Below are 12,352 nucleotides of genomic sequence, written 5' to 3'. Positions count from 1 at the left end.
CCGGGCAGACCTGACCGGACGACGCGTCCGTGCCGGGTGGGGGGCGACCGGACGGTCATGTCACGGGATTCCCCTGCCGGGCGCACACACCGCGCACCGCGCAGAAGGGACCGCTGACGGCGATGCAGATCCGGCTGACCGTCCTTGGGTCGCGCAGCGGCCACCAGACCGCGACCGCCCCCGCGAGCTGTGACGTCCTCGTCACCGCGCCCGTCGGCACCGTGCTGGCCGCGGTCGCCTCCGGGCTCGCGGCGACCGTCGGCGGACCCGACACCGGCGGCACGGTCGTGCTGTACGCCGGCTCCGAGCGCCTCGACCTCCAGCGGCGGGTGCTCGGCGAGCCGCCGCTCGTGGACGGCGCGGTGCTGGCGCTGCACGGACCGGTGCCGGACGTGCTGCCGGAGGACGGCCTCGGCGCGGCCCAGCTGCACGTCGTCGCCGGACCCGACGCGGGCGGGGTGCACCTGCTGCACAGTGGGCAGATCATGGTGGGCCGCTCCGCCGACGCCGATGTCCCCCTCGACGACCCCGACGTCTCCCGGCTGCACTGCGCGGTCACGGTGATCCCCGACGGGCGGGTCGCGGTGGCCGACCTGAACTCGACGAACGGCACCACGCTGGACAGCGCCCCGCTGGGGGCCCAGCCCGTGGCCCTGCCCCCGGGGGCGCTGCTGCGGGTCGGCGAGTCCACCCTGCGGCTGGCCCCGGCGGGCGCTCCCGCGCTGACGGTGACCCCGGACCTCCAGGGCCACCTCTCGATCTCCGCCCGGCCCGTCGTCCCCGCGCCGCCCGCCGCGCCGCCCGCCGCGCCGCCCGCCGCGCCGCCCACCGGTCCGCCCACCGGCGCGGATCCGGCCGCCCCGGGGCCGGTGCCGGACGCGCCCGCGCTCCCCGACGCCGCGGGCGAAGCCGGGCCGCAGGGCGCGCCGCCGAACCCCGGGACCGGCCCCGGGCGGCGGAAGGGCCTCGGCGCCTGGGCACGCAAGTGGGTGCGCGGCGAGGAACCCGCCGAGGCCCCCCAGGAACCGGTGGCCGCCGCACCCCACCCCGACGATCCCGCCGCCCTGCTGCTGGCCGCGATGGGCCCCACCGAGCGTCTGTGGTCCCGTACGCCCGGGCATCCCGCCGTACTGGACGTGGGGCTCGGCGCGGGGAGCCGGGTGTCCCTGCTCGCCGTCGGCGCCCTCGGGCTCGCCGGCCCGCGGGCCCGGCTGGCCGGGGCCGCCCGCTGGGTGGTCGCACAGCTGGCGGCACTGCACGCGCCGGGGCAGCTGGAGATCGTGCTCGTCTCCGCCGACCGGGCGCGCGGTCTCGCCGATCGGCGGCGCGACTGGGGCTGGCTCGGCTGGCTGCCCCACGTACGCCCGGCGCACGGCCAGGACTGCCGGCTCCTGCTCGCCTACGACCGCGACCAGGCCGTCGCCCGTACGGGTGAGCTGACCCGGCGCCTCGACGAGGGTCCGCTCGGCACGCACTGGGCCACCGCCGACCCCGGGCAGGTCCGGCAGGCCGCCGACGCGTACGAGGGCCCGTACACGCTCGTCGTCCTCGACGGCGATCCCGGAGCCGGCCCGCTGCGCGACATCACCGGCCGGCTCGCCTCGCACGGCCCGGCCGCCGGGATCCACGTGCTCGTGCTCGCCGAGGCCCCGGCCGCCACCCCCGCCTCACCGGTCGCCGAGACGTACGAGGCCGCCTGCGCGAGCTCCCCCGCCTTCCGGGACTGCGGCGCGGTCGCCCTGCTCAGCGGCGATGTGGCCACGGCCGTACGCACCTTCACCCTCAGCGGCGGCAGGCCGGTCCCGTCCGGGGGCACCGCCACCGCCGACGCCGTCTCCGCCGCCTGGGCCGAGCGCTTCGCGCGTGCCCTGGCCCCGCTGCGCACCGCCGAGGGCGGCTCCGCCGCCCCGTACCGGACGACCACCGCCACCCTGCCCGCCACCGCACGGCTGCTGGACGAGCTGGGGCTGGCCCGGGCCACCCCGGCCTCCCTGATGGCCCGTTGGGCCGCCGCCACCGACCAGGGGCAGGGCATGGGCGGCCTCGCCGAGATCGTGCTGGGCAGCGGACGCCGCGGCCCCGTGGGCACCGAGCTCGTCCACGACGGCCCGCACCTGCTCATCGAGGGGCCCGCCGGGAGCGGGCGGACGGAGCTGCTGCGCTCGGTGGCCGCGTCGCTGTCCGCGGCCGCCCGGCCCGACCGCCTCGGGCTGCTCCTCCTCGACGGGGCCGGCGGCGAGCGCGGCGACGGGCTGCTGCCCTGCACCGAACTCCCGCACGTCTGCGCCCACCTGGTCGCCGCCGATCCACTGCGCATGCGGGAGTTCGCACAGGCGCTCGGCGCGGAGCTCAAGCGCCGCTCCGAACTGCTGGAGGAGTTGTCCTTCGCCGAGTGGCACGCGCAGCGCGAGGTGTCCGACCGGATGGTCGCGCCGCGCCGGCCCACGCCGGGCGAGCAGCGCGGTGACCTCGACCCCCAGCGCACCGGCACCCTGCGGCTGCGGGCCGCGACCACCCGTACCGATCCGGCCGGGCCCAGCCCGCTGCCCCGCCTGGTGGTCCTCGTGGACGACCTCGACGCGCTGGTCGCGCCGGGGCTGGGCAGTACGGGCCGCCCCGCCGCCGGCTCGGTGGTGCGGGCCCTGGAGGCGGTGGCCCGCGAGGGCGCCCGCCTCGGCGTGCACCTGGTGGCCACCAGCGCCCGCCCGGACCGTACGGCGGACACCGGGCTGGCCCGGCTGACCACCCTGCGCGTGGAGCTCGACGCCCCCGACCAGCCGGGCCCGGGCCGTGGCCTGCTCCGCTTCGGCGACGGCCGGACGGTCCCGTTCCAGGCGGGCCGGGTCACCGGCCGGATCCCCCGGACGGCGACCCAGCGGCCGACCGTGGTCCCGGTGGAGTGGGAGCGGATGGGTGATCCGCCGGCCCGCCGCCCGGTACGTGAGCTGGGCAACGGGCCCACCGACCTCGCACTGCTGGCCAGCGCCCTGGACCGGGCCTCGCACCTGGTCTCGGCGATACCCGTGCTGTTCCCGCCCGCGCCCTGACGTCCGGCCCAGAGGTGTCCGGCCCCCGCGAGGCGCTATTGCGGGGGCGCACCGCTCGGCGTAGACCTTGTGGTCCAGGACACATCACGGGCATCGGGGGCAGAACCATGCGCAGGCACGGAACGAGCCGTACGACACTCACCTGGACGGCGCTCGCCGCGGCGGCCGCCCTCGCGCTCTCCGCGTGCGGGGACGGCGGGACGCAGGAACCGCGAGGTCCCGAGGGCAGCACGGCCGCACCGCGGGTGCAGTTACCGAAGCTGCCCGGCGAGAAGATCGAGGTCGCCGCGGTCTGGACGGGCCCGGAGCAGGAGAACTTCACCAAGGTCCTGAAGGAGTTCGAGAAGCGGACGGGTGCCACCGTCACCTTCGTCCCGGCCCAGGACCCGATCGTCACCTTCCTCGGCACGAAGATCGCGGGCGGTGCGCCCCCGGACGTGGCGCTGCTCCCCCAGGTGGGGGCGCTGGCGGCGGCGGTGGAGAACAAGTGGGCGCAGCCGCTGGGCCCGGAGGCCGCCGCCCAGCTCGACGCGAACTACTCGAAGGGCTGGCGCACGCTCGGCGCCGTCGGGGGCACCCAGTACGGCGTGTACTACAAGGCCGCCAACAAGTCGCTGATCTGGTACAACGCGAAGGCCTTCGAGGCGGCGGGGGTGAAGCCGCCCAAGACCTGGAAGGAACTGATCGCCGCGGCCGACACGCTGTCCGCCTCCGGCACCCCGGCCGTCTCGGTGGCGGGTGCGGACGGCTGGACCCTCACCGACTGGTTCGAGAACATCTACCTCTCCCAGGCCGGGCCGGAGAAGTACGACCAGCTGGCCAAGCATCGGATCAAGTGGACGGACGACAGCGTCAAGCAGGCGCTGACCACGCTCGGCGAGCTGTTCGGCCGCAAGGACTTCCTGGCGGGCGGGCCGAGCGGGGCGCTGTCCACCGAGTTCCCGAAGTCGGTGACGCAGACCTTCACCGGCGGCGACCGGCCGGCGGCGGCGATGGTCTTCGAGGGCGACTTCGTGGCGGTGAATATCGCGCAGACGGAGGCGAAGGTGGGCGAGGACGCCCTCGTCTTCCCCTTCCCGGCGGTCGGCGGGAAGGCCCCGGTGGTCTCGGGCGGTGACGTGGCGGTCGCGCTGAAGCCCTCGAAGGGGGCGCAGGCCCTGCTGACCTTCCTGGCCTCCCCGGACGCGGCGGAGATCCACGCGGCTCAGGGCGGTTTCGTCTCCCCGAACCGGGCCGTGAACCCGAGCGCCTATCCGAACGCCATCCAACGGGACATCGCCAAGGCGCTGATCGCCGCCGGTGACGACTTCCGCTTCGACATGTCGGACCAGGCCCCGGCGGCCTTCGGCGGAACCCCGGGCGCGGGCGAGTGGAAGGCGCTCCAGGACTTCCTGGCGAACCCGTCGGACGTGGCGGGGACCCAGGCGAAACTGGAGGCGGACGCGGCCAAGGCCTACGGGAACTGATCCCGTGCCGGCCCCTGCCGCTGCCACCCGCACCGCCGTGAAGGGCGTCGTGTCCGTGGAGGCCCGGCGCCGCCGTCTGATCGCGGCGGCGTTCCTCCTCCCGGCGCTCGTCCTGCTCGGTGCGCTCGTCGTGCACCCGATCGGCTACTCCCTCTACCGCAGCTTCTTCGACCGTTCCGGCGACACCTTCGTCGGCGGTGACAACTACCGGGAGCTCCTGAGCGACGACACGATCCGTACCGCGCTCAAGAACACCGCGCTGTGGGTGGTGTTCGCCCCGGCCACGGCCACCGCCCTCGGGCTGATCTTCGCGGTGCTCACCGAACGGGTGCGCTGGGGAACGGCGTTCAAGCTGCTGGTCTTCATGCCGATGGCGATCTCGATGCTGGCCGCGGGCATCATCTTCCGGCTCGTCTACGACCACGATCCCGACCGCGGGGTCGCCAACGCGGTCTGGGTCGGGGTCCACGACACCTTCGCGCAGTCCTCGGCCTTCCCCAAGGCCCGACCGGGCCGGGACTCGCCGCTCGCGGACGCCGGCGGGGGCGCCTTCATCACCCGCGAGCCCGTCCGCGCGGGTACCCCGGTGCTGTTGCCGCTGGTCGGCGTGGCACCGGAGGCGCTGCCGGACGGGACCCGTACCGCGGGCGCCTCCGAGGCCGTGCCGGGCAAGGTCACCGGCACCGTCTGGCAGGACTTCACCCGGGGCGGGGGCGGGGCGACGAACGTGGTCGACCCGACCGAGCAGGGCTTCTCCGGGATGCGGATCGAGGCGGTCAAGGACGGCCGGGTGGTCGACACCGCGACCGCCGGCGCCGACGGCACCTTCGCCCTGTCCGCGAAGGCCGACGGGGCCCGGCTGCGGCTGCCCGCGACCAACTTCCGGGAGGCGTACGCGGGGGTGCAGTGGCTCGGCCCGGCGCTGGTCACCCCGGCGGTCATCGGGGCGTACGTATGGATGTGGGCCGGTTTCGCGATGGTGCTGATCGGGGCCGGGCTGGCCGCCGTACCGCGTGAGCTGCTGGAGGCGGCGCGCGTGGACGGGGCGAACGAGTGGCAGGTGTTCCGGCGGATCACCGTCCCGCTGCTGGCGCCCGTCCTGGCGGTCGTGCTGGTCACCCTCGTCATCAACGTCATGAAGATCTTCGACCTGGTCTTCGTGATCGCGCCGGGCGCGGTCCAGGACGACGCGAACGTGCTCGCGCTCCAGCTGTACCGGACCTCCTTCGGCACCGACGCCGATCCGGGGCTGGGCAGCGCCATCGCGGTGCTGCTGCTGGTGCTGGTGATCCCGGTGATGCTCGTGAACATCCGTCGGCTGCGCAAGGAGGGGACCCGATGAGCGGTACCGACGCGACGCCGGACCCGCCAGCGGCCGAACCCACCTACGCCAGGCCCGCGCAGGCGGAGCCTTCGCAGGCCGGACCTTCACACGTCGGGCCTTCACACGTCGGGCCTTCGCACGCCGGGCCTTCGCACGTCGGGTCCTCGTCCGCCGGGTCCTCGTCCGCCGTTCTCGCCGCCACCGGGCCTTCGTACGCCGCGCGCGCCTCCGCCCGGCTCGCCGCGGGAGCCCTGCGCGTCTTCCTGGTCGTGGCGGCGCTCTTCTGGCTGCTGCCCACCCTCGGACTGCTGCTGTCCTCGCTCCTCTCCCCCACCGACCTCAACAACGGCGGCTGGTGGCAGGTCCTGACGGCGCCCTCGCGGCTGACGGCCGACAACTACGAGCGGCTGCTGGCGAACGACACCATCACCGGCTCCCTCCTCAGCACCTTCGCGATCGCCGTACCGACCACCCTGCTGGTGGTGACGCTGGGCGCGTTCGCCGGATACGCCTTCGCCTGGCTGGAGTTCCCCGGCCGGGACTGGCTGTTCCTGATCGTCGTCGGACTGCTCGTCGTCCCCGTGCAGGTGGCGCTGATCCCGGTCTCCGAACTCTTCGGCGCCATCGGGCTGTTCGAGACCACCGCGGGCGTGGTCCTCTTCCACACCGCCTTCGGACTGCCCTTCGCCGTGTTCCTGCTGCGCAACTTCTTCGCGGAGATCCCGCGCGAACTGTTGGAGGCGGCCCGCCTGGACGGGGCGGGTGAACTGCGACTGTTCGCACGGGTGGTGCTGCCGCTCGGCGCACCGGCGATCGCCTCGCTCGGCATCTTCCAGTTCCTGTGGGTGTGGAACGACATGCTGGTGGCGCTGGTGTTCGCGGACTCGGCGCACCCACCGGTCACGGTCGCGCTCCAGCAGCAGGTACGGCAGTTCGGGAACAACATCGACGTGCTCGCGCCCGGCGCCTTCCTGTCGATGGCCGTCCCGCTCGTCGTCTTCTTCGCCTTCCAACGGCAGTTCGTCTCGGGGGTGATGGCCGGCGCGATCAAGTGACTCCGCCCCCGGTCCCCCGGCTCCCGGTCCCCGACCCCCTCCCTCCACCCTCCGCACGGCACGTGACGTGGCCCGTTGACACTGCGTAACCCGAATGCCACACACCGCGTAACCCGATCGCCACACCGGGGGTTCCTGGGCCATATGCCCGCGCCGACCCCTGGATGTGCCGTGCCCCGGTTCAGCGTCATCGTGCCCGCGTACAAGGTCCAGGCCTACCTCCAGGAGAATCTGGACTCCGTCCTGGGGCAGTCGTACCCGGATCTGGAGCTGATCGCGGTCGACGACGCCTCCCCGGACGCCTGCGGTTCGATCATCGACGAGTACGCGGCCCGTGACCCGCGGGTCACGGCCGTCCACCTGGCGCACAACCTGGGCCTGGGACCGGCCCGCAACGCGGGCCTGGCACGGGCCACCGGCGACTACCTGATCTTCCTCGACGGAGACGACACCCTCGCCCCCGGCGCCCTGCAGGCCATCACCGACCGGCTGAAGGCCACCGGCTCCCCGGACATCCTGGTCTACGACTACGCGCGCACCTTCTGGTCCGGCGAACTCGTCCGCAACCGCCTCTCCCACCGGCTGTCGCAGGAGGGCCCGGCCAGCTTCCGGCTCGCCGACCGCCCGGCTCTCCTCGGCATGCTGCTGGTGGTCTGGAACAAGGCCTACCGCCGCGAGTACGTGGAACGCGAAGGCCTCGCATTCCCGCCCGGCCTCTACGAGGACACCCCCTGGACCTACCCGGCCCTGCTGGCCGCGGAGTCCGTCGCCGTCCTGGACCGGGTCTGCGTCCACTACCGGCAGCGGCGCACCGGCTCGATCCGGACCACCACCAGCCGCCGCCACCTCGACGTCTTCGACCAGTACGACCGGGTCTTCGGCTACCTCGCCGGCCGCCCCGAGCTGGAGCGCTGGCGCCCCGCCCTGCACCGCCGGATGGCCGAGCACTTCTGCGCCCTGTACGCCGACCCGCGCCGCCTCCCGCGCGCCGCACGGGCCGAGTTCTTCGCCCGGGCCTGCGCCCTGCTGCGCCGCTACCACGTCCCCGGCGGCAGCAGCGCCCTGCCGCTGTCCCAGTCGCGGACCGACCGGGTCCGGCACACCCTGATGCGGCTGGGCACCCGGCGCACCTACCGGCTGCTGTCGGCGCTGCGCGGTGCCGGACTGGCGCTGGGCCGCGCGGCCGCGGCCCTGGGGCGGGGGCTGCGCGAGACGGCCCTGCGCCTGCACTACCGCAGCCAGCGCCTCCTGCCCGTGCGCCCGGAACTCGCGGTCTTCTCCGCGTACTGGCACGGCGGCTACGCCTGCAACCCGGCGGCGATCGAGGCCACACTGCGGGAGCTCGCGCCGCGCATGCGCACGGCGTGGATCTGCGACCCGGAGCACGCCTCGACCCTGCCCCGCGAGACGACCGCGCTGCGCCCGGGCTCGGCGGCGTACTGGACCGCCCTGGCCAGAGCCGGCTACCTGGTCACGAACGTCAACTTCGACCGCGCCCTGGTCAAGCGCCCGGGCCAGATCCTGGTCCAGACCCAGCACGGCACCCCGCTCAAGCGCGTGGGCCTCGATCTCCAGGACCGCCCGGCGGCCACCCCGACGACGGACTTCGCGGGCCTGCTGCGCGGCGCCGACCAGTGGGACTACCTGCTCTCCTCGAACCGGCACTCCACCCTGGTGTGGGAGAAGGCCGTCCCGTCCTCCTACACGACGCTGGAGTACGGCTACCCGCGCAACGACGTCTTCCACCGGGCGGGTCCGGCCGAGGTGCTGGAGCTGCGCGAACGCCTGGGCATCCCGGCGGGCTCGACCGCCGTCCTGTACGCGCCCACGCACCGCGACTACCGGCGCAGCCGGCCGGACCACCTGGACTTCGAGCGGGTGCTGCGGGACCTGGGCCCGCGTTTCACGATCCTGGCCCGCACCCACCTCACGTACGCGGACGTCCCGCCCTCCCCGGACACGCACCCACGGCTGATCGACGTCTCCTCCTACCCCTCGGTGGAGGAACTCTGTCTGGCCTCGGACGCCCTGGTGACGGACTACTCGTCCCTGATGTTCGACTACGCGGCGCTGGACCGGCCGATCGTGATCCACGCGGACGACTGGGAGGCGTACGAGGCGGCCCGGGGCACCTACTTCGACCTGCGGTCGTGCCCGCCGGGCGCGATCGCCCGGACCGAGGACGAGCTGGTGGACATCTTCAGCACGGGCCACTGGCAGGGCTCGCGCTCCGCGCAACTGCGGGCGGCGTTCCGCGCGCGCTTCTGCTCGCACGACGACGGGCACGCGGCGGAGCGCGTGGTGCGCCGGGTCTTCCTCGGGCAGACGGCCCCGATCCCGGCGGTCATCCCCCTGGAGGACCGCCGCCCGACCCCCGCGGCGCCCGCGCCGACGCCGGTCCTGGCCCCCGTCCGGCCGTAGCTTCCAGGGGCGTCCGCACAGTCCCGCCCGCCCCGCGACGCCACCTTGCGGACACGCCCTAGGAACTGGCCTTCAGGCCCGCCACCACCTGGTGGGCCAGCACGTCGAGGTGGCTTCCCGTGACCGCGTCCCGGACGACCACCTGGCGCCAGTAGAGCGGGCCGATCAGCAGGTCGAGGGCGTGGGCCGGGTCGATGCCGGCCGGGAGTTCACCGCGGGTGACCGCGTCCGAGACGATCCCCTCCGCCATGCGGCGTTGCCCGTCGAGCAGTGCGCCGCGCACCGCTTCGGCGATCTCCGGGTTGCGTGCCGCCTCCACGAGCAGGTCGGGGATCACCGCGGAGGCCACCGGGTGCCGCAGCACGTGTGACATGACCTCCAGCAGGGCCCGTACGTCCCCGTACAGCGAGCCCGTCGCGGGCACCGGCAGGCCGTCCACCGCGAAGGCTCCCACCAGGTCCAGCACCAGGTGCAGCTTCGACTTCCACCGCCGGTAGACCGCGGTCTTGCCGACCCCCGCCCGGCGGGCGATGCCCTCGATGGACATCTTCGAGAACCCGACCGCGGCCAGCTCCTCCACCACCGCGTCGCGGATCGCCTCGGTCACGTCCGCGCGCAGGACGGCGGCCCCGGCGGGGGCTCTACGGGCGGGGGCGGGAGTGGAAGCGGCGGGGTCCGGGGTCATGCACAGAGCATAACCGCGCCCACGTAACGACGATACGGTTGCGTTCCGACGTGCCATGCCCTAACTTCGCCGTAGCGACGATACGGACCCGTCCCGACCTCGGCAGTGACGTACTGACCCCGTCGAAAGCGAACCCTGTGACCACCGCGACCGCACCCAAGATCGAGCCCGCGCCGCCCTCCGCGGAACTCGCGCGACTCGCCGCCACCCACGGCCTCACCCTCAGCGGCGCCCGCCCCACGCTCCCCCGCTACATCGCGGAACTCTGGGACCGCCGCCACTTCGTGACCGCGTACGCGACCGCCCGTATGCAGGCCACCTACAGCACGGCCAAGCTCGGCCAGCTCTGGCACCTGGTGACCCCGCTCCTCAACGCGGCCGTCTACTACTTCATCTTCGGCATCGTGATGAAGGCCAGCAACGGCGTGCCGGACTACGTCCCCTTCCTGATCACCGGCATCTTCGTCTGGGACTTCATCGGCAGCTCCATCAACGCCGGCACCCGCGCCGTCCACAGCAACCGCGGCCTGGTGCGCGCCCTGCACTTCCCGCGCGCCAGCCTGCCCATCTCCACCGTCGTCCAGCTCTTCCAGCAACTGCTCGTCACCATGGGCGCCCTGGTCGTCCTGCTGCTGGCCTTCGGGCAGCGGCCCGCCTGGTCCTGGTTCCTGGCCGTCCCGGCCCTCCTGCTGATGGCCGTCTTCGCCGCCGGCTGCGCGATGGTCATGGCGCGCATCGGCAGCAAGAGCCCGGACGTCAGCCAGCTGATGCCCTTCGTCCTGCGCACCTGGATGTACTCCTCGGGCGTCATGTGGTCCATCGACCAGATGCTCGCGTCGGACCACCTGCCGCACCACTGGGTGCTGACGCTGCTCAAGCTCAACCCCGCGGCCGTCTACATCGACCTGATGCGCTTCGCGCTGATCGACAGCTTCCAAGCCCATTCGCTCCCGCCCCACGTGTGGCCCCTCGCCATCGGCTGGGCCCTGCTCGCCGGCGTCGGTGGCTTCATCTGGTTCTGGAAGGCAGAAGAGGAGTACGGCCGTGGCTGACACCGCGACGACCACCGACACCCGGGTACCGACCGTCATCGCCGACGGGGTCCACATCGTCTACAAGGTCCACGGCTCCGGCGCCCGCAAGGGCGGGGCCACCGCCGCACTCAGCCGGGTCTTCTCCCGCAAGGAGCCCGCAGGCGTCAAGGAGGTGCACGCCGTCAAGGGCGTCACCTTCACGGCGTACAAGGGCGAGGCCATCGGCCTCATCGGCTCGAACGGCTCGGGCAAGTCCACCCTGCTGGCGGCCATCGCCGGCCTCCAGCCGGTGACCCACGGCCGGATCTACTCGCACGGCCAGCCGTCCCTGCTCGGCGTGAACGCCGCCCTGATGAACGACCTGACCGGCGAGCGCAACGTCGTCCTCGGCGGCCTCGCGATGGGCATGTCCAAGCAGCAGATCCGCGAGCGCTACCAGGAGATCGTCGACTTCTCGGGCATCAACGGGAGGAACGACTTCATCTCCCTGCCCATGCGGACGTACTCCTCCGGCATGGGCGCCCGGCTGCGCTTCTCCATCGCCGCCGCCAAGGACCACGACGTCCTGATGATCGACGAGGCCCTGGCCACCGGCGACGCCGCCTTCCAGCGCCGCAGCCAGGCCCGCATCGAGGAACTCCGCGAACGCGCGGGCACCGTCTTCCTCGTCAGCCACGGCATCAACACGGTCCGCGAGACCTGCGACCGCGCGATCTGGCTGGAGGCCGGCGTCCTGCGCATGGACGGCCCCTCGAAGGAAGTCTGCGACGCCTACGACGCCTTCACCCGCCGCTAAGGGCTGTCCCGTAATCCCCGGCGGGCGCGCGGCGCCGGCTACGACAAGTGGCTGGCCTACGGCCAGTCCAAGACCGCCAACGCCCTGTTCGCCGTGCACCTCGACGTTCTCGGACGGGGCGACGGCGTTCGGGCGTTCGCCCTCCACCCAGGCAAGATCATCACAGGCCTCCAGCGGGAGATGACCCTCCGGGAACAGATCGACCGTGGCTGGGTGGACGAGCACGGGCACGTGATCGGCGCCGACTTCAAGACCCCCTCCCAGGGCGCCGCCACCGGCCTCTGGGCGGCCACCTCCCCACTCCTCCAAGGCCGCGGCGGCCTCTACCTGGAGGACTGCGACATCGCGCGCGTCGCCGCCCCCACCGAGCCCATGGACAACGGCGGCGTCCGCGAGTACGCCATAGCCCCGCGAGCAGCCGCCCAGTTGTGGGCCCTCACCGCGACAACCACCACCTTCGACCTCGCCGCCCCTCCCGGCCCCGCCGGCGCTTGAGGCGCGGGGGCCCGGAGTGCAGCGCCCCC

General features: G+C 73.6%; 8 protein-coding genes and 1 pseudogene. 8 read left to right on the top strand and 1 reads right to left on the bottom strand.

The genetic code is table 11. From position 1 onward, the window contains the following. The first annotated feature begins 122 nt into the window (after positions 1-122). From AB8A24_RS21425 to AB8A24_RS21405, 5 genes are all read left to right on the top strand, one after another. On the top strand, positions 123-3,047 hold the full coding sequence (locus tag AB8A24_RS21425) for an FtsK/SpoIIIE domain-containing protein (protein ID WP_369477170.1): 2,925 nt from the start codon (positions 123-125) through the stop codon (positions 3,045-3,047). Positions 3,048-3,154: 107 nt separating this feature from the next. Further along, complete coding sequence (locus tag AB8A24_RS21420) at positions 3,155-4,513, top strand: ABC transporter substrate-binding protein (RefSeq protein WP_369477168.1); 1,359 nt, start codon at positions 3,155-3,157, stop codon at positions 4,511-4,513. Between the two features lie 37 nt (positions 4,514-4,550). After that, complete coding sequence (locus AB8A24_RS21415; protein ID WP_369477193.1) at positions 4,551-5,855, top strand: carbohydrate ABC transporter permease; 1,305 nt, start codon at positions 4,551-4,553, stop codon at positions 5,853-5,855. Beyond that, positions 5,852-6,892 carry a carbohydrate ABC transporter permease gene (locus AB8A24_RS21410; protein WP_369477166.1) on the top strand — a complete coding sequence of 347 codons (1,041 nt, stop codon included), beginning with the start codon at positions 5,852-5,854 and terminating at the stop codon, positions 6,890-6,892. Before AB8A24_RS21415 ends, AB8A24_RS21410 begins: the two co-directional genes overlap by 4 nt. Before the next feature lie 171 nt (positions 6,893-7,063). Then, entirely contained in the window at positions 7,064-9,313 is a 2,250-nt protein-coding gene (locus AB8A24_RS21405) for a CDP-glycerol glycerophosphotransferase family protein (protein ID WP_369477164.1), read from the top strand. 58 nt (positions 9,314-9,371) lie between these two features. Here the strand turns inward: AB8A24_RS21405 and AB8A24_RS21400 are convergent, their stop codons facing one another. Next, entirely contained in the window at positions 9,372-9,998 is a 627-nt protein-coding gene (locus AB8A24_RS21400) for a TetR/AcrR family transcriptional regulator (RefSeq protein ID WP_328963165.1), read from the bottom strand. Between the two features lie 137 nt (positions 9,999-10,135). Between AB8A24_RS21400 and AB8A24_RS21395 the strand changes: the two genes are divergently transcribed. The 3 genes and pseudogenes from AB8A24_RS21395 to AB8A24_RS21385 all read left to right on the top strand — a co-directional run. Then, a complete protein-coding gene (locus AB8A24_RS21395; protein WP_328963164.1) occupies positions 10,136-11,050 on the top strand; it encodes an ABC transporter permease in 915 nt (304 codons plus the stop codon). Continuing rightward, positions 11,043-11,828 carry an ABC transporter ATP-binding protein gene (locus AB8A24_RS21390; RefSeq protein ID WP_369477161.1) on the top strand — a complete coding sequence of 262 codons (786 nt, stop codon included), beginning with the start codon at positions 11,043-11,045 and terminating at the stop codon, positions 11,826-11,828. Before AB8A24_RS21395 ends, AB8A24_RS21390 begins: the two co-directional genes overlap by 8 nt. A gap of 36 nt (positions 11,829-11,864) precedes the next feature. Beyond that, a pseudogene (locus AB8A24_RS21385) lies at positions 11,865-12,323 on the top strand (oxidoreductase); the annotation flags it as partial. Positions 12,324-12,352: the final 29 nt, after the last annotated feature.

The organism is Streptomyces sp. BF23-19, assembly GCF_041106355.1.
Classification (GTDB): domain Bacteria; phylum Actinomycetota; class Actinomycetes; order Streptomycetales; family Streptomycetaceae; genus Streptomyces; species Streptomyces virginiae_A.
Note: the sequence above shows the minus strand (reverse complement) of the source record. Positions and strands in the feature narration are given on the sequence as shown.